This window comes from Enterovibrio nigricans DSM 22720 (assembly GCF_900167155.1).
In the GTDB taxonomy this organism is placed as follows: domain Bacteria; phylum Pseudomonadota; class Gammaproteobacteria; order Enterobacterales; family Vibrionaceae; genus Enterovibrio; species Enterovibrio nigricans.
Genome location: NZ_FUXU01000042.1, coordinates 1 through 17,394, shown reverse-complemented (window position 1 = coordinate 17,394; position 17,394 = coordinate 1). Strand labels below are relative to the sequence as shown.

The following is a 17,394-nucleotide window of genomic DNA, read 5'->3' as shown; positions in this document are numbered from 1 at the left end:
CATCAGATAAATAGCGATGTCTTAACTCGACACGTTTTAGTTAAAGGTAACGTTGAAAATATGGACCTTAATTTCACGTTCTGCGAAACGTCTGGAAAAGGCTGCATTATCAGTGATGGTGGACTAATCGGCGAGTTTTCAGTCTTCTGATAGTTGAACGGCCTATCTGACAGTAATAAAAACAAGACAACAGATATTCATACTGCACACCATTCTAAAGCTTTTCCTCCCATAAAATCGCCACGCTCATCTCTTCAATACATTTTATTCTTCACACAACACATGTATCAATGAACTTTCCCGAAGCGGCATGGGAACCATCATGACAATATCATAAGCCTTTTGTTCTTTGACCCAATACGGCAGGCGTTTTGGAAAATCTCGTCGAGTTTCTGTATCTCTAGCTAAAGAACGTAGGGTTTCCATCGACACTAAACTCATCCCATCATTTTCACACGCAACACTCGCTTCTTCATACGTCGCACGCCACCAAGATTTTCCACCATCAGTGTACCGTTGATCTTGATATCGAGGCTTTGGACTTTGAAGACCTGCCACCTCAAAGTAAGTGCGGCTACGTTTGGCGCGAGGCACTTTTTTTACCGTGTTTACAGGTTCTGGCTCTTTAATGAGGACCACGGGTTCAGGAGCAGTCTTTATAACCGGTATCGAAACATGGGCCACTGTTTCAACGACTTCGGCAACAATTTCTTTCTCTGCCTTAACCGCCATCATTGGCTCAGTCACGATGGGTACGATGGACGCTAATGAAAAGGGTGTTTCCAATTCACGAATAAAAGCCATTTTCAATGCAGGCTGCTCTCGCATCGCATTTCGCACTTTCAGCGCGATAGAATAGCGTCCGTAAGGCCCAGCTAAGCAACGATACTCTTCTTCTTCTTTAAGCAACACGATCTGGTCTTGAAGCACTGACTGATGAAGCTCGGTTGCAAACCAATCCTTTGGCACGCCTTTCAATAAGCCGCACTGCACCCAGAATTGTCCTTTACTAGAGGCAGGTTCCCTACCCCATAGGCCGTCACCAATAGGGCAAATACCATCAGAAACCACTTTCCAACCCGATTGTATTTCAGGCACACATACGTTTTCCTCGGCTCGCAAGGAAGTTGAAAACATCAGCGATGTGACCAGAAAACACAAGAGCGCGAGGGGTTTCGAAGCCATGTTGCCTCTCCCAAATTGGCGTGTTTTATTTTGAATTGTTAGATAGTTAGCTTAGACCTAAATTCAACGGTCTACGAATAGAAAAGTAAAAGGGCAGCCGTCACTGCCCTGTATGTTGATTACGATGCCTGAGCCTCATCGACAACCCAGCAAGCAATTTGCCGCGCTTCATAATTTTTCAAGGCAGGCTGCTCTTGATGACAGCGATCTATCGCATTTCGACAACGAGCATGAAATGCACAGCCTCTGGGTGGGTTAAGCGGGCTCGGCAATTCTCCTGTCAGTTTAATGCGTTCCAGACGATGCTCTGGGTCAAGCCTTGGTGTCGCTGACAACAAGGCTTGGGTGTAAGGATGTCGAGGGGACTTAAATATCTCATCTGCTCGTCCTTTCTCCACACAACGGCCCAAATACATCACCATGACCTCATCAGCAATATGTTCCACCACCGATAAATCATGAGAAATAAACACATAGGAAAGTCCAAGTTCTTCTTGTAAGTCCATCATCAGATTTAGTACCTGCGCCTGCACGGACACATCCAGCGCAGAAACAGGCTCGTCGGCGACAACAACTTCTGGGCTCAACATCAATCCACGTGCAATCGCGATACGTTGACGCTGACCACCCGAAAACATGTGTGGATACCGGTCGTAGTGCTCTTTCTTCAGCCCGACTTTTTCCATCATTTCCATTGCACGTGCTTTGCGATCCGCCCGACTGATCTCGGTATTAATTTCTAACGGCTCTTCAAGAATTTGGCCAATTTTCTTTCTTGGATTCAATGACCCATAGGGGTTTTGAAACACAATCTGTATTTTTTGACGACGCAACTTATCCGATTCAGGGTCACGTTTCAGAAGATCCTGACCTTTAAAGTCCAGCGTACCCCCTGTGGGCACTTCAATCATGGTCAGCAACCGACCTAACGTCGACTTGCCGCAACCCGACTCTCCCACCACCGCTAGGGTTTTGCCTCGCTCAAGTGTGAACGACACGCCATCTAACGCTTTTACTTCCGCATCAGGTTTAAACAACCCTTGCTTCACCGGATAGTATTTTTTCAGATCCACTGCATGGAGCAGCGGTGCTTGTTCTTGATTCATCGCGTTGGCTCTCCATGCTGGTCTAGCGGATAGTGGCATTTCACCGCACGTTCTGACGGTCCTTGAATCACAGGTTCTTCCGTCCGGCAGGTGTGGGTCGCATACGGACAACGCGGATTGAGCATGCAGCCTTGAGGACGGTCGAACAAGCCAGGTACAACACCAGCAAGCGAGTCCAAGCGACGCTTACCCATGGAAGATTCGGGGAGTGAGCGTAAAAGTGCTTGTGTATACGGATGCTTAGGCGCACTAAAAATCTCAGCCGCCGCGCCCGTTTCAACCACTTGTCCTGCATACATCACCATGACTTTGTGCGCAGCTTCTGCCACCAATGCCAAATCATGAGTTATCAGCACCAACGCCATATTCTGCTCTTTTTGCAGATCAAGCAGCAGGTCGATAATTTGTGCCTGAATGGTCACATCCAGTGCCGTTGTCGGTTCATCTGCTATCAATAAGCAAGGATTGCAGGCAATGGCCATGGCAATCATAACGCGCTGACTCATACCGCCAGAGAGTTGATGCGGATACACTTTCAGCCGAGACGCAGGATCAGGGATCCCAACCAGACGCAGTAGCTCTTCGGCGCGTGTTCGGCGGGCTTTCTTGCTGCCACCTTGGTGCACTTCCAATGCTTCCATGATTTGATAGCCGACCGTGAAACATGGGTTCAGGCTGGTCATCGGATCTTGGAAAATCATGGATATGTCCGCACCAGTCAGCTTTTTACGCTCTTTTTCTGGCATCTTCAGCAAGTTAGAACCGTAAAAGTTCACCGAATCCGCACTTACACGTCCGGGGTAATCGATAAGCCCCATGATGGCTAGCGAACTCACTGACTTCCCGGATCCTGACTCCCCTACAATGCCAAGAATTTCGCCTTCATCAACGGTATAACTGATTTTGTCTACCGCTTTAAACGGCGCGCTCTCGTCACCAAAATGCACGGAAAGCTGATTTACTTCTAATATCGCCATCTTGCTCTCCTACTGCTTCAATTTCGGATCGAGTGCATCCCGAAGGCCATCACCCATCAAGTTGAAAGCCAGCACCGTTACCAAAATTGCCAATCCAGGGAAGGTCACAACCCACCACGCTGAATTGATGAACTGTCGAGCATCAGCCAGCATCACACCCCATTCGGGAGTCGGTGGCTGTGCACCTAGGCCAAGAAAGCCCAACGCCGCCATATCCAAAATCGCAGCAGAGAAGCCAAGTGTGGCCTGCACAATCAGCGGGGCCATACAGTTAGGCAAAAGCACAGAGAACATCAAGCGAAAATGGCCCGCACCCGCGACGCGCGACGCCGTGACGTAATCACGGTTTATTTCAGCTAACACTGACGCACGCGTTAACCGCACATAGTGAGGCAGCGAAACAAAAGAGATCGCCAACGACGCATTGAAAATAGAAGGACCGAGGATAGCAACTATTGCAATGGCTAATAGCAGACTGGGCAAAGCCAGCATGATATCGACAAGGCGCATAATGGCAGTATCAACCATGCCACCGAAGTAACCAGCCACCAAACCAAGCGCTACGCCTAACACCAGCGACAGTACAACCACCAGACAACCAATCAATAGTGACAATCGGGCACCGTATATCAGGCGAGACAGAATATCTCGCCCAACATCATCAGTCCCAAGAATGTAACTCCAGCTCCCACCCTCTATCCATGCAGGAGGCATCAATAACGCATCACGAAACTGCTCTGCAGGGTTGTGCGGTGCAACTATCGGCGCAAGGACTGCGACGACGATGACGCAGGCGATATATATCAGACCAGCCAGCGCACCTTTGTTTGACGAGAAATATCCCCAGAACTCAGCAAATGGCGACAGCGGTTCGCGTGCCTGAGGCAGGTTTGAGGCTTGTGTAGTTTCAGACATTGTTCACCCTCCTACTTGCCGTGACGAATACGCGGATTAACAACACCGTAGAGGATATCTACGATCAGGTTAACAATGATAATGATGGTGGCCACCAGCAAGATTCCACCCTGAACGACGGGATAATCACGACGACCGATGGATTCAATGAGCCATTTCCCTATGCCCGGCCAAGCGAAGATTGTCTCTGTCAAAATCGCACCGGAAAGCAAAATCCCCACCTGCAAGCCAATGACCGTAATAACGGGGATCAGGGCATTCCGTAAACCGTGGATAAGCACGACACGCCAAGGCATGAGACCTTTTGCGCGCGCCGTACGAATGTAGTCCTCTCCCAGCACTTCAAGCATGGAAGAACGCGTCATCCGCGCAATCACGGCTAAGGGAATAGTACCCAGTGCAATCGCAGGTAAGATCAAATGATGAACGGCTGCACCAAAGGCCCCTTTCTCGTCAGACAGCCAACTGTCTATCAACATAAAGCCCGTCACTTCATCTACCCAATACGTGGCATCGTCCATTCGCCCAGACACAGGCGTCAGATCGAGCCCAATAGAGAAGAAAAGGATAAGTAGCAATGCCCACCAGAATATCGGCATTGAGTAGCCCGTCAATGAAACGGCCATCACGGAGTGATCAACGAACGTGCCGCGGTTAACTGCGGCTATCACCCCAGCAGGAAGTCCGACAGCAATGGCAAACAGTGCCGCACAGAGCGCAAGCTCCATGGTAGCGGGAAACAACGTCATGAACTCTTTCATGACGGGTTCTTTGGTGATGAGTGAAGTGCCTAAGTCTCCATGAAGAACATTACCAATGTAGATGAAGTACTGCTCAATCATTGGCTTATCAAGGCCCAATTCCGCCATTAGCTGTGCATGACGTTCGGGTGAAACACCACGCTCGCCCGCCATGACTTCAATCGGGTCTCCCGGGATCATCCTGATAAGGGAAAAGGTCAGCAAGGTAATGCCGATAAACGTCGGGATCACCAACCCCAATCGCTTGAGAATAAACTGCAACATAAATCGACTCGCTCAAATGCGTGGTGACGCAAAAACCGCGGTCACGTCCTGCGACCGCGGTATTCTTTTGAATGGCGTGGTTATTCTTGGATGTCTACGCCATAGAAGATGTGACCGCCAAATGGGTCAATCTTGTAGTCTTTCATTTCTTTACGTACAGGCTCAAAAACAACAGAGTGTGCAATGGTTACCCAAGGTGCTTGTTCTTTGAAAACAACCTGCGCTTGTTCATACAACTTGGTACGCTCTTCAACGTCCGCGGTTTTCTTCGCTTTTTGGATCAGATCTTCGAATGGCTGGTAACACCATTGCGCTCGGTTAGAGCCGCCAACACCTGAGCAGCCAAGTAGGACCGCCAAGAAGTTATCTGGATCCCCATTGTCCCCTGTCCAGCCCAGCAAGACTGTATCGTGCTCGCCAGTTTTCGAACGTTTGAGGTACTCACCCCATTCGTAGGTAACAATTTCCGCTTTCACACCGACTTTGGCCCAATCCGCCTGGATCACTTCTGCCATACGGCGCGCATTCGGGTTATAAGGACGTTGAACTGGCATCGCCCAAATGTTGGTTTCAAAGCCATCTTCCAAACCCGCCTCTTTTAGTAAGGCTTTGGCTTTTTCCAGATCATAGCTGTAATCAACAACCGCATCGTTGTATGACCAAATCGTCGGAGGAATGGGGTTTTTCGCTTCTTTACCCGCACCTTGGAATACCGCATCAATGATGGCACCTTTGTTCACGGCCATGTTCAACGCTTGGCGAACACGCACGTCATCAAACGGTTTTTTCTGAGTGTTAAAACCAAGGTAACCGACATTCAGGCCTTCTTGGTTCATCAGGTTTACCGCCTCATCCGAGCGCATACGTTTAAGGTCAGCCGGATTTGGATAAGGCATCACGTGGCACTCGCCTTTTTGCAACTTGGCATAGCGAACAGACGCATCCGGTGTAATGGAGAACACTAAGCGATCAATGGGCGCCTTGCCTTCGAAATACTCTGGGTGTGCTTTGTAGCGAATTGTTGAATCTTTTTTGTAGCCTGCTAGAACAAATGGGCCTGTTCCCACCGGTTCAAAATCCAGTTTTTGCGGGGTGCCCGCTTTGAGCATTAAGTCTGCTTGCTCTGCCGACATGATGGATGCAAAGTCCATTGCCAAGTTGGCGATGAAGGGGGCTTCAGGGCGCGTAAGGTTAAATTTTACGGTGTAGTCATCAACCTTCTCAATAGAGTCGATAAGATCGCCCATTTCCATCGCATTGAAGTATTCGTATGAACCGCCTGATACTTTGTGATAAGGATGACCTTCGTCTTTTTGACGCATAAACGAGAAAATCACGTCATCCGCATTAAAGTCTCTAGAAGGATTGAAGTCTTTCGTTTTGTGAAACTTCACACCTTCGCGCAGCTTGAACGTATAGGTCAAGCCGTCGTCAGATACAGACCAAGATTCGGCTAACCCTGGTACGATTTTGGTCGTACCACGTTCGAACTGAACCAATCGGTTAAATATTTGGCGAGAACTTGCATCGAACGTCGTACCAGAGGTGTAGAGTGATGGGTTGAATCCTTCTGGAGAGCCTTCAGAGCAATAAACAAGTGTTTTCGCTTGAACGCCAGCAGCTATAGCTGATACAATTAAAGCTGCACTCAGCTTCAACATTCCTGTTTTCATCGTTTGACTCCATATGGTTTGAACGATAAATGGCCACCAGCCCAACGACCATTCTGGAGCGGATGCCAGTATTTGCATCCCATGCAATCAAACACGCCAAATTGGAAAGTTGATACTGCGTAGCGGCCAGTAAGAAATTGCGCAAATCATCGCAATTTATTGATAAGAGAATCTGTCAAAGATTTCACAAAAAATCAACAAAGCAGCACAAAGTTCCATACTTAGACTGTCAAGTCGCATAACTAGTCAGTTCCAATGTGTTTTCCACGGACAGTGGGTCGCCCTTCCAGGAGGAAGTAAGGTTATGTTTTCATATAGAAAACCCTAAGGACTTGAATATAAACACGTTGAGTGCAGATTTATAAATAGAAGAATAAGAAGGGAAACAGAACAAAATAATCAAATGTTAATCAATGATATAAAGTGTTATGCATTTTGTAGCATCTTAAGCCGGGAAACCGAAATACTATCGAAGATTACTCGACACCAGTCAAAAAGGTCGGTGCATAAATAGTGCAGAACTAATGCATTAAAACCCCATAAATGACGTACTGACAGCATGACTCACTTCAAAGAAACGATAATTTTCCGATAATGCACCGTTGAAGCTGTCAAAAATAGAACACTCGTCGTGACTCTGTCAGTTACAGCAAGCCAGTACCTCGATTGTTTATTCTATTTATTCGCTGCAAATTTTGGGAAGCTAGATAGAGGGTAGCGAATCACTTGTATTGACGAATGAATAACGCCGACATCAAGCTAAATGAGCACGAATCAATACGCTGTCCACAATAGAGAGAGAAAGTCGCGGAGCAACCAGAAGGATGGTCTAGCAGCTTTCCGCACCCAGCCCATCATGGTGAAGGCATGACCGCTGACAATTTTGTAGACCTGAAACGACGAAAGCCCGCTCTACTGAGCGGGTTTTCTGAATGTGGTCGGTGAAGAGGGATTCGAACCCCCGACCCTCTGGTCCCAAACCAGATGCGCTACCAAGCTGCGCTATTCACCGAGTGGGGTGGCTGACGGGACTTGAACCCGCGACAACTGGAATCACAATCCAGGACTCTACCAACTGAGCTACAGCCACCACATTATTTTTTCGCCAATTTCATTTCCGGATTGGCGCACCCGACAGGATTCGAACCTGCGACCTTTGGCTCCGGAGGCCAACGCTCTATCCAGCTGAGCTACGGGCGCTTGCCCTGTCGGCGGAGTCGAATATTACGGAGATCGCCCTCTGCCGTCTAGCACTTTTTTTGATTTTTTTTCCGAACGGTTTAATTTTAAACGATCAGACCAAAAACAGTGCGGACAGGTATTATCATAACGGTTCCCTGCAACAATCTAAAGCGCTATAATCACTTAATGTTTACACGGAGTTAACGTAATTTGTGACATGCTTCGTCGTTTACTCCATCACAATTACGAAAAAGGTCAGTTCAATTCGCCGACCCCACGAATTAAATTGTGATAAAAAGAGCTAACCACATAAAAAAACGTCCGATTCGTCGGTACGATAAATGATATTGGGAGTGCAAACGTGAGCGCAAAGGGAATTTTTTTACGTCGTCTAGCCGTGTCAGCCGTCACAGCTCTGTCTTTGATTGGTGCAGCTCAGGCTGCCGATATGTCTGAAGAAGCCATTGCTGAACGTATCGCCCCGGTTGGTTCTGTTTATTTGGACGGTGAAGCACCCGTTTTAGAAACGGCAGCAGCACCTTCCGGCCCGAGAACAGGTGAAACCATCTATAACACCTTCTGTATGGCTTGCCACTCCACTGGCGTGGCGGGTGCACCAAAAGTGGGTGATGCTGCCGCTTGGGAACCGCGTATTGCTCAAGGTCGTGACATTCTTAACGACCACGCCATTAATGGATTCAACGGCATGCCAGCGAAAGGCACCTGTATGGATTGCTCGGATGACGAAATTATTGCAACCGTCGATTATATGATTGCCCAATAAATACCGAGACAACAAAAAAAGCGACCTCATACGGTCGCTTTTTCGTTTTTACTTAATCTTTCTTCAACATTGCCCGAAGATTGGCGATAGCTGCGGTACCTTTTGCCATTCGCTCTTCTTGTGTTTGCGGTTTTTTCTTCTCTTCCCACTCCACATCATCGTAGGGCAGTTCTTCAAGAAAACGGCTTGGCAACGGCTTAATGAGCTCGCCATATTGTCGACGTTCTTTACAAAGGGTAAAAGTCATCTCTCGCTGCGCACGGGTGATGCCCACATACGCCAGTCGACGTTCTTCTTCAACATTGTCTTCATCAATACTGGATTGATGCGGTAATAAGCCTTCTTCCATGCCAATTAAGAATACGTATGGAAACTCTAGGCCTTTAGAGGCGTGTAACGTCATGAGCTGCACCTGATCTGCATCATCGTTATCTTCGCCCCGCTCCATCATGTCACGTAGCGTCAAACGCTGAACCACTTCTCGCAACGTTTTCGGTTCATTGTCGTAGTTGTCCCCCTCAAGATCAGCCACAATCCAGCTATAAAGATCGGAGACATTTTTCATCTGCATTTCCGCTGCTTTCGGGCTTGATGCGGTCTCATACAGCCAATCTTCATAATGCGAGTCGCGCACCAGTGAACGCACTGCATCCACCGCATCACCACGCTCAAATTGATCGGACAACTCGACGACCCAACGTGTGAACCGCTGAAGTGATTCCAACCCTCGCCCCGAAAGATGCTGCTGTAAGCCCATTTCAAAGCTTGCCGCAAACAAACTCTTGCCACGCATGTTGGCGTAGGTGCCGAGCTTCTCCAGTGTCACTGGGCCAATTTCTCGACGAGGCGTGTTTACAATGCGCAAGAAGGCATTGTCATCATCTTGGTTTGTCAGTAAGCGTAAGTACGCCATGATGTCTTTGATTTCCGCACGCGCAAAGAAAGACGTTCCCCCGGAGATCTTATACGGGATGCGGTTTTGCATCAGCGCTTTTTCGAACAAACGAGACTGATGATTACCACGATACAAAATCGCGTAATCTTTGTAGTCCGAGCGATGCATGTAGCGATGGGCAATGATTTCACCGACTACCCGTTCAGCTTCATGATCTTCATTGTTCGCTTTGAGCACTTTTAGCATTTCGCCATCGGGCAACGCAGAGAACAAGGTTTTCTCAAATACGTGGGGGTTATTGGCAATCAGAATATTGGCTGAACGCAAAATGCGGCTGGTTGAGCGGTAATTTTGTTCTAGTTTGATCACTTTGAGACTTGGAAAATCCTGACTCAACATCAACAAGTTCTTCGGCTGTGCGCCACGCCAGCTATAGATAGACTGGTCATCATCGCCTACGACGGTAAAACGCGCACGCTCACCCACCAGCAGTTTCACCAACTGATATTGGCTGGTGTTGGTGTCTTGGTATTCATCAACCAGCAAATAGCGAATTTTGCTTTGCCAACGCTCACGGACTTCTTGATTGGTCTTAAGCAAAATCACGGGCATCAGGATCAAATCATCAAAGTCCAGCGCGTTATAGGCCTTCATTTGCTTTTGATACATGGTGTAGCAATGTGCAAACAACTGATCACGCTCCCCCATCGCCACTGATTGTGCCTGCTGCGGTGTCAGCATGTCATTTTTCCAGTTGGAGATGGTATGCAACAACTGCTTGAGCAAATCTTTGTCGCCGTCTAGCTCTTCCTCGGTAAGTTCCTTTAGCAACGCCATCTGGTCTTGATCATCAAACAGCGAGAACCCTGCTTTCAAGCCTAAGCTTTTGTATTCTCGGCGAATGATATTCAGGCCGAGCGTATGGAATGTTGACACCATCAAACCACGCGCTTCTTGTCGACTTAAGGTTTGACTCACCCTTTCTTTCATTTCACGCGCGGCTTTATTGGTAAAGGTCACCGCCGCAATATGCCGAGCTTTGTAATCGCACTTCTGAACCAAATACGCGATTTTATTGGTAATTACCCGCGTTTTACCCGATCCGGCACCGGCTAAGACCAAGCAAGGACCCGATACATGATGCACCGCATCATTTTGGGCAGGGTTCAGTTTCATTGTGTCCTCATTCTCTTATCACAGCAATTTGCCCTCGTATTGTATACCCAAACAACTTAGAAAGGCGCTTCACCTCCTCACTCAAAAAAAATGAACAAATCTTTTACAGTTTTGTCTTGATGTGTGTATCAAAATTAATACAATGAATGAACGTTCATTCACTTGGCGCATTTTATGTCCGATAAGAAAACACAAATACTGGAAGCAACCGAAAGGCTGTTAGCAAAACATGGCTTTGATCGTCTGTCGATGCAGATGGTCGCAAAAGAAGCAGGTGTTGCTGCTGGCACCATTTATCGCTACTTCTCGGATAAAAATGACTTACTGGCTCAGTTGCGTACACATGTCGTTGGTCATTGCGCAATAAAAATGATGGCCGGATATTCAGAAGACCAACCACTGAGAGAACAATTTAATACGTTTTGGCGCAATGCATGGGAGTTGACCATCAGCCGAGATGACAACGCCATCAACCGCGAACAGTTCGACAGTTTGCCTTATGAGAACACACACGAACAAAAAATGACCGAACGCGAAGCCTTCTCCCCTATCCATCACTTTTTTCAACACGGCATTGCGAACGGAATATTTAAACCTTTGGGCACTGATGTGCTATCCAGCATCGGCATTGAACCTGCCATCTGTTTAGCTCGCAAACAGGTTCGAGGGGTTATAAACCTTGACGCTTCTGCTTTAGAAGCGGTTATTAACGCTTGCTGGGACGCTATCAGCCTTCATACAGAATTGGAGTTATCTAAATGAAGAAATGGGTAATCATGCTCGCCATTGTTGCCGCAATGGCAGCACCTGTTCTCTATAAATTAAATGAGAACATGGCAAAATTTGAACAGTTCAAGAATATGCCAGAGCCGGAATTTCCGGTGACAGTCACCACCTTAGAAACCACTCAATGGGTACCCACGATTGAAGCGATTGGGTTTATTGAACCAAATCAGGGTGTAACGCTGACAACGCAAGTGAGCGGCATCATAGACAATATTAATTTCGAATCAGGGCAAACTGTTCGCAATGGTGATGTGCTCCTTACACTCGACTCCAAAGTGGAAGTCGCAAATCTAAAAAGTACACAGGCTCGCCTACCCGCGGCCGAAGCCAAGTTTAAGCGCTATCAAGGGCTTTTCCGTCAAGGTTCTATCTCTAAAGAAGCGTTGGATGAAGCTGAAGCAAACTTCCGCTCTCTGCAAGCGGATGTGGAAAGCTTAAAAGCGTCGATAGAGCGCCGCACCATTGATGCCCCGTTTGACGGCATTGTCGGTCTTCGAAATGTTTTCCTTGGTGAATACTTGCAACCTGGCAATGAAATTGTTCGCTTGGAGGACACGTCCGTCATGCGTCTTCGTTTTACAGTTCCTCAGACAGACATAGCTAAAATCAAACTTGGCCAGCAAGTCGACATTTCTGTCGATGCTTACCCTAACACGCCCTTCTCGGGAAAAATCAGTGCTATTGAGCCGGCAGTTAACTTCCAAAGTGGTTTGATTCAAGTTCAAGCAGATATTCCAAACAATCACGGTCAGCTTCGCTCTGGGATGTTTGCCCGCGCAAACATCATTCTGCCGACCATCGAAGACCAAATCGTAGTCGACCAAACAGCCATCAATTTTGCCTTGTATGGCGATAATGTGTTCGTGCTGTATGAAGACGAAGAAGGTGAAACCCGAGCGAAGCAGCAGGTTGTGTCGGTAGCAGAGCGTAAAAGTCACATCGCACACGTTGTGGAAGGCCTGAACGCAGGCGACCGTGTCGTTACATCAGGTCAAGTACGTCTGAGTAACAAATCGAAAGTGCGAATGGTCGAGAGCGATGCACTAAACCCACCAGCCGAACTGCCACAGCTGTAAGGGGTTGCAATGAAATTTACCGATATATTTATAAAGCGACCAGTATTGGCGATATCCATCAGTTTTCTGATCGCCCTGCTTGGCCTGCAATCGATGTTTAAAATGCAGGTGCGCGAATACCCAGACATGACCAATACTGTAGTCACCATCAGTACGGGTTACTACGGAGCGAGTGCCGACCTTATTCAGGGGTTTATTACCACGCCTCTAGAGCAAGCTGTGGCGCAAGCGGACAACATTGATTTCATGACCTCCGAGTCCGTATTGGGTAGATCTACCATTACGGCTTACATGAAGCTCAACACCGACCCGAATGCGGCCCTGGCAGATATTCTTGCCAAGGTGAACTCGGTGCGTGCACAGTTGCCGAGTGAATCAGAAGATCCGTCTGTGTCTATGTCGACAGGTTCAACAACCGCTGTCATGTACATTGGTTTTACGTCAAAAGACCTGGATTCAAGCCAGATCACTGACTACTTGGAACGTGTGACTAAACCTCAGCTATTTACCGTAAATGGCGTTGCCAGCATCGACTTGTACGGTGGCTTGAAATACGCACTTCGTGTATGGCTGGACCCAGCAAAAATGGCGGCGTTTAACCTGACAGCAACAGACGTCATGGGTGTGTTGAATGCCAACAACTTCCAATCAGCGACGGGTCAAGCCGTTGGCACTTACATGGTTTACAACGGTGCAGCAGACACACAGGTTTCAGATACCGATGAGCTGAAACGCCTGGTTGTAGCTACGCAAGAGGGTCAGGTGATTCGCTTGGGTGATATTGCCTCTGTGTCGCTTGAAAAAAGCCACGACGTATACCGTGCCACCGCAAACGGCTCTGAAGCAGTTGTGGCAGCAATAAATGCGGCTCCGACGGCCAACCCCATTAATATTGCAGCCGACATTCTGGAGAAATTGCCTGAGCTAGAAAGCAATATGCCGGAAAACATCACCATGAAGGTGATGTATGACTCCACGGTAGCTATCAATGAATCCATCCATGAAGTTGTGAAAACCATCATTGAAGCCGCGTTGATCGTACTTGTTGTTATCACACTGTTCTTGGGTTCATTCCGCGCAGTATTGATTCCAATCATCACCATCCCACTATCGTTGATCGGCGTAGCCATGATGATGGAGTTGTTTGGCTTCTCGCTGAACCTGATGACACTATTAGCAATGGTACTGGCCATCGGTCTTGTGGTCGATGACGCAATTGTTGTTTTGGAGAACGTTGACCGTCATATAAAACTTGGGGAGCCACCTTTCCGTGCTGCAATTATCGGTACTCGCGAAATTGCTGTGCCGGTTATTTCAATGACGCTGACACTGGCCGCGGTATATGCCCCAATCGCATTGATGGGGGGGATTACAGGTTCCTTGTTTAAAGAATTTGCATTAACACTGGCAGGTGCCGTGTTCGTCTCAGGTATTATTGCACTGACACTGTCTCCAATGATGTGTTCGAAGATGCTTAAAGCCAATGAGAAACCAAGCAAGTTCGAATCAAAAGTTCACCACTTCCTTGATGGAATGACTGAGCGTTACGCCAAGATGCTGGGTACTATCATGAGTATGCGCCCAGTGGTTATTACCTTCGCGGTCATTATATTCCTTAGCCTACCAATGCTGTTCAAGCTCATCCCGAGTGAACTGGCACCGGCAGAAGATAAAGGTGTGCTGGTGATGATGGGTACGGCACCTTCGACAGCCAACCTCGATTACATCGAAAACACCATGGATGAGGTGAACAAAAAGCTTGGCGAACAGCCAGAAGTGGCTTTTTCACAAATCTTCTCGGGTGTACCAAAGTCTAATCAAGCATTTGGTATTGCATCGCTGGTTCCATGGAGTGAGCGTGAAGCGAGTCAGGCTGACGTTGTTGCCCGCATGGCAGAAGAAGTGAAAGACATTCCTGGCATGGCAGTAACAACGTTCCAAATGCCAGAGCTTCCAGGAGCTTCATCAGGTTTGCCAATTCAGTTCGTGATCACCACGCCAAACAACTTCGAAAGTCTGTTCCAAGTTGCCTCCGATGTGCTGGCAGAAGTGAAGAGCAATCCTCAGTTTGTTTATTCAGACATGGATTTAAACTTCGACTCAGCCACGATGAAAATCAACATCGATAAGGACAAAGCTGGCGCATACGGTGTGACCATGCAGGACATCGGTATCACCTTGGGTACCATGATGGCAGATGGTTACGTAAACCGTATCGATCTTGATGGCCGCTCATATGAAGTGATCCCACAGGTAGAACGTAAATACCGTATGAACCCTGAATCAATTGAGGGCTACTACGTGCGTGCTGCTAATGGGGATGCCATTCCTCTGGGTTCTCTGGTAACAATTGATGTTATTGCTGAGCCTCGAGCACTGCCACACCTCAACCAGCTAAATTCAGCCACTATCAGCGTTGCAGCAGCAGGCATGCCAATGAGCGATGCCATTGCTTGGTTTGAAAATGTCGCCAAAGAGAAGCTCCCAACGGGCTACCAACATGACTACTTGGGTGAGTCGCGTCAATTCGTGACGGAAGGTAGTGCTCTGGTCGGTACTTTCATGTTGGCACTGGCGGTAATCTTCCTTGTTCTGGCTATCCAGTTCGAATCTCTGCGTGACCCACTCGTGATTTTGGTTTCGGTTCCTCTGGCTATTTGTGGTGCCTTGATTGCGTTGGCTTCCGGTGCAGCAACGATGAACATTTACTCTCAAGTCGGTCTGATCACCTTGATTGGTTTGATCACCAAGCACGGTATCCTTATCTGTGAAGTGGCGAAGGAAGAACAACTCCTACGCGGCATGTCTAAGATGGAGGCCGTCACGGAAGCAGCAAAGGTGCGTTTACGTCCTATCCTGATGACAACAGCAGCAATGATCGCAGGTCTTATCCCATTGATGTACGCCACTGGTGCGGGTGCGGCTCAGCGATTCAGTATCGGTATTGTTATCGTTGCGGGCTTGGCAATCGGTACTTTGTTCACGTTGTTTGTACTGCCAGTCATTTACACCTATCTGGCCAGCAAACATGAACCGCTACCGGAATTTGAAGAAGACCAAGAGATTGCGGCTTTGGATAAACCGGCCCACTGATCCTACGTCTCGACCAAAAGGCCTCTTTCGAGGTTTTACAATAAGGCATAACTCATTGTATTTTTTAGATAAATAAACCGACACTTCCACATATCGACCACGTGACCACTTAAAACATGAAAAAGCCGCTCAAATTGAGCGGCCTTTTTATCTAATCTATACAGCCAATAACATTCATTTGTAAAAAACTCATTTATGCACTAAATTTAATATCGACATAATGAGACAATAATAATAAAGGCGTTAACTATCTCCCTAAATTAGCCAGCCCGCTCTTGCCTGTAGCAGGCTGGCATTTTTTATTTACGTTTACGCGGTGTCTTTTTCTTCTTGGTCGTTGAGACTCTCACCGTGCCGCCGCCTTTCTTGAACTTGTAGCCTTTCTTGAGCTTTCCGTTCGCTTTTAATCCTGTCTTTGCCATGGTGTTACTCCTTGCTAATCATTGTCATCGTAATGGGGAGAGATTTTGCGTCGAACTCGGTCAAACAAGGTTTCAACGCGTGTTTCTATGATGGTGATGCGTTTTTCTATGCGCCATAAGAACAAGGCAATCGCCAAGAACGTCGGGCTAATACCGTAGTTCACCATTTCTTGTATCAGTTCAGCCATTTACACTCCTTTTGTTTTGCTTGCCAACCAATGCTCAATGGCCACACGTAGCATGCGCCTAAAGCCAAAAGTATCGATATAAATCATGGCCAGCGCATACCAGTAGTATTCGGGTACATTGTCCGCCAGTGCCTTAAATCCTGCGCCCACGTACGGGGCAAGACTGGGCACAAAGGCCAACATGATTGGCAAGGTGGTCAGTATGAGTAAGTACTCGTCTTTCCAACCCCGCTGGGTGATGCTCAGGCGGTCAAGCTCTGCCGCGTTAGTATCCCCTTGTGCAATGCGCTGGGTTTGTGCTGTGGTGATGGCCTCTTCCAGTTTGTCTTGCCGCTCCTGTTGCCGCGCCCTGATGGTTTGGCGGTCTTTGACATAACCGCCAACCATGCCAAGCACGCTGGTAATGAGTCCTATCATGCTGCTATCCCCGCCATGGCCGCACCTTGGCGAACAATCGCCATGTCAAGGTAACGCCCGTTCTCATGTTTAATCATGTGATAAAGCAGTGTTGGAATGTCTGCCTCTCGGAGTGGCTCATAAGGGCTGACACCCAGCTCATGCGCCACATGCTCAACATAGGCATAGGTATTGTTTTCACTATCCGGTGCCCAGCGGTTGATGATGCCGTGCACGGTTTTCAGGCCGTAACGGCGCATGTAGGTTTGCACCAGTTTCGTACCTGCCCTTACGCCATATTCCATGGAGGAAAAGGTCGCAAAGCGGGGCGGGTTGCCGCTGGTTTCTAAGCCTGTCTGCCCGTCCCATTGATTGGCAGGGTGGTAGTCAATGTTAAGTGGGTTGTTGTTTCTAAACCCACGTGGGGTAAACACGTTACTTTTGGTCATCATAAACCTCACGAGAAAAAGGATAATGAGCAGAGCGAACCCGATACGCATCAAGGTTGCTCAGTC

General features: G+C 47.9%; 15 protein-coding genes and 3 tRNA genes. 4 read left to right on the top strand and 14 right to left on the bottom strand.

Annotated elements, in window-relative coordinates:
• Positions 1-264 precede the first annotated feature (264 nt).
• The 9 genes from B5D35_RS14455 to B5D35_RS14415 all read right to left on the bottom strand — a co-directional run bounded on the left by B5D35_RS14455 (position 265) and on the right by B5D35_RS14415 (position 8,081).
• Positions 265-1,185: a hypothetical protein gene (locus B5D35_RS14455; protein WP_078753260.1), complete on the bottom strand. Its 921-nt coding sequence runs from the start codon at positions 1,183-1,185 to the stop codon at positions 265-267.
• Positions 1,186-1,304: 119 nt separating this feature from the next.
• Positions 1,305-2,291, bottom strand: coding sequence for a peptide ABC transporter ATP-binding protein (locus tag B5D35_RS14450; RefSeq protein WP_078753259.1), 987 nt, complete (start codon positions 2,289-2,291; stop codon positions 1,305-1,307).
• Positions 2,288-3,268, bottom strand: coding sequence for a dipeptide ABC transporter ATP-binding protein (dppD, locus tag B5D35_RS14445; protein ID WP_078753258.1), 981 nt, complete (start codon positions 3,266-3,268; stop codon positions 2,288-2,290). Before dppD ends, B5D35_RS14450 begins: the two co-directional genes overlap by 4 nt.
• Positions 3,269-3,277: 9 nt before the next feature.
• Entirely contained in the window at positions 3,278-4,183 is a 906-nt protein-coding gene (gene dppC, locus B5D35_RS14440; protein WP_078753257.1) for a dipeptide ABC transporter permease DppC, read from the bottom strand.
• Positions 4,184-4,194: 11 nt separating this feature from the next.
• Positions 4,195-5,208: an ABC transporter permease subunit gene (locus tag B5D35_RS14435; protein WP_078753256.1), complete on the bottom strand. Its 1,014-nt coding sequence runs from the start codon at positions 5,206-5,208 to the stop codon at positions 4,195-4,197.
• Positions 5,209-5,288: 80 nt separating this feature from the next.
• The gene (locus B5D35_RS14430) at positions 5,289-6,881 is read right to left on the bottom strand and encodes an ABC transporter substrate-binding protein (protein WP_078753255.1); all 1,593 of its coding nucleotides are present in this window, start codon (positions 6,879-6,881) and stop codon (positions 5,289-5,291) included.
• A 935-nt stretch (positions 6,882-7,816) separates the two neighbouring features.
• Positions 7,817-7,893, bottom strand: a tRNA-Pro gene (locus B5D35_RS14425).
• A gap of 2 nt (positions 7,894-7,895) precedes the next feature.
• A tRNA-His gene (locus B5D35_RS14420) sits at positions 7,896-7,971 on the bottom strand.
• Positions 7,972-8,004: 33 nt separating this feature from the next.
• A tRNA-Arg gene (locus B5D35_RS14415) sits at positions 8,005-8,081 on the bottom strand.
• A 343-nt stretch (positions 8,082-8,424) separates the two neighbouring features.
• On the opposite strand from B5D35_RS14415, the gene B5D35_RS14410 reads away from it, so the two are divergent.
• The gene (locus B5D35_RS14410; RefSeq protein ID WP_078753254.1) at positions 8,425-8,847 is read left to right on the top strand and encodes a c-type cytochrome; all 423 of its coding nucleotides are present in this window, start codon (positions 8,425-8,427) and stop codon (positions 8,845-8,847) included.
• Between the two features lie 52 nt (positions 8,848-8,899).
• Here B5D35_RS14410 and rep read toward each other — a convergent pair whose 3' ends face one another.
• Positions 8,900-10,918 carry a DNA helicase Rep gene (gene rep / locus B5D35_RS14405; RefSeq protein ID WP_078753253.1) on the bottom strand — a complete coding sequence of 673 codons (2,019 nt, stop codon included), beginning with the start codon at positions 10,916-10,918 and terminating at the stop codon, positions 8,900-8,902.
• 174 nt (positions 10,919-11,092) lie between these two features.
• On the opposite strand from rep, the gene B5D35_RS14400 reads away from it, so the two are divergent.
• From B5D35_RS14400 to B5D35_RS14390, 3 genes are read left to right on the top strand one after another with little or no spacing between them, the layout of a single operon-like run.
• The gene (locus tag B5D35_RS14400) at positions 11,093-11,680 is read left to right on the top strand and encodes a TetR/AcrR family transcriptional regulator (RefSeq protein ID WP_078753252.1); all 588 of its coding nucleotides are present in this window, start codon (positions 11,093-11,095) and stop codon (positions 11,678-11,680) included.
• A complete protein-coding gene (locus tag B5D35_RS14395; protein ID WP_078753251.1) occupies positions 11,677-12,780 on the top strand; it encodes an efflux RND transporter periplasmic adaptor subunit in 1,104 nt (367 codons plus the stop codon). Before B5D35_RS14400 ends, B5D35_RS14395 begins: the two co-directional genes overlap by 4 nt.
• Before the next feature lie 9 nt (positions 12,781-12,789).
• Positions 12,790-15,873: a multidrug efflux RND transporter permease subunit gene (locus B5D35_RS14390; RefSeq protein ID WP_078753250.1), complete on the top strand. Its 3,084-nt coding sequence runs from the start codon at positions 12,790-12,792 to the stop codon at positions 15,871-15,873.
• A 299-nt stretch (positions 15,874-16,172) separates the two neighbouring features.
• Here the strand turns inward: B5D35_RS14390 and B5D35_RS25230 are convergent, their stop codons facing one another.
• From B5D35_RS25230 to B5D35_RS14380, 4 genes are read right to left on the bottom strand one after another with little or no spacing between them, the layout of a single operon-like run.
• Positions 16,173-16,295 carry a hypothetical protein gene (locus B5D35_RS25230; RefSeq protein WP_269808790.1) on the bottom strand — a complete coding sequence of 41 codons (123 nt, stop codon included), beginning with the start codon at positions 16,293-16,295 and terminating at the stop codon, positions 16,173-16,175.
• Positions 16,296-16,309: 14 nt separating this feature from the next.
• Positions 16,310-16,483, bottom strand: coding sequence for a hypothetical protein (locus B5D35_RS24330; protein WP_157828356.1), 174 nt, complete (start codon positions 16,481-16,483; stop codon positions 16,310-16,312).
• Positions 16,484-16,900 (bottom strand): hypothetical protein, encoded by a 417-nt coding sequence (locus B5D35_RS14385; protein ID WP_078753249.1) that lies wholly within the window; start codon positions 16,898-16,900, stop codon positions 16,484-16,486.
• The gene (locus B5D35_RS14380; protein WP_212567546.1) at positions 16,897-17,331 is read right to left on the bottom strand and encodes a structural protein P5; all 435 of its coding nucleotides are present in this window, start codon (positions 17,329-17,331) and stop codon (positions 16,897-16,899) included. Before B5D35_RS14380 ends, B5D35_RS14385 begins: the two co-directional genes overlap by 4 nt.
• Positions 17,332-17,394 lie beyond the last annotated feature (63 nt).

What these genes read in the sequence shown, in the direction of transcription:
- B5D35_RS14380 (WP_212567546.1), bottom strand. Translation starts at nt 17,331, where the DNA reads ATGATGACCAAAAGTAACGTGTTTACCCCACGTGGGTTTAGAAACAAC.
- B5D35_RS14395 (WP_078753251.1), top strand. Translation starts at nt 11,677, where the DNA reads ATGAAGAAATGGGTAATCATGCTCGCCATTGTTGCCGCAATGGCAGCA.
- B5D35_RS14390 (WP_078753250.1), top strand. Translation starts at nt 12,790, where the DNA reads ATGAAATTTACCGATATATTTATAAAGCGACCAGTATTGGCGATATCC.
- B5D35_RS24330 (WP_157828356.1), bottom strand. Translation starts at nt 16,483, where the DNA reads ATGGCTGAACTGATACAAGAAATGGTGAACTACGGTATTAGCCCGACG.
- B5D35_RS25230 (WP_269808790.1), bottom strand. Translation starts at nt 16,295, where the DNA reads ATGGCAAAGACAGGATTAAAAGCGAACGGAAAGCTCAAGAAAGGCTAC.
- B5D35_RS14385 (WP_078753249.1), bottom strand. Translation starts at nt 16,900, where the DNA reads ATGATAGGACTCATTACCAGCGTGCTTGGCATGGTTGGCGGTTATGTC.
- B5D35_RS14455 (WP_078753260.1), bottom strand. Translation starts at nt 1,185, where the DNA reads ATGGCTTCGAAACCCCTCGCGCTCTTGTGTTTTCTGGTCACATCGCTG.
- dppC (WP_078753257.1), bottom strand. Translation starts at nt 4,183, where the DNA reads ATGTCTGAAACTACACAAGCCTCAAACCTGCCTCAGGCACGCGAACCG.
- B5D35_RS14430 (WP_078753255.1), bottom strand. Translation starts at nt 6,881, where the DNA reads ATGAAAACAGGAATGTTGAAGCTGAGTGCAGCTTTAATTGTATCAGCT.
- dppD (WP_078753258.1), bottom strand. Translation starts at nt 3,268, where the DNA reads ATGGCGATATTAGAAGTAAATCAGCTTTCCGTGCATTTTGGTGACGAG.
- B5D35_RS14400 (WP_078753252.1), top strand. Translation starts at nt 11,093, where the DNA reads ATGTCCGATAAGAAAACACAAATACTGGAAGCAACCGAAAGGCTGTTA.
- B5D35_RS14435 (WP_078753256.1), bottom strand. Translation starts at nt 5,208, where the DNA reads ATGTTGCAGTTTATTCTCAAGCGATTGGGGTTGGTGATCCCGACGTTT.
- rep (WP_078753253.1), bottom strand. Translation starts at nt 10,918, where the DNA reads ATGAAACTGAACCCTGCCCAAAATGATGCGGTGCATCATGTATCGGGT.
- B5D35_RS14450 (WP_078753259.1), bottom strand. Translation starts at nt 2,291, where the DNA reads ATGAATCAAGAACAAGCACCGCTGCTCCATGCAGTGGATCTGAAAAAA.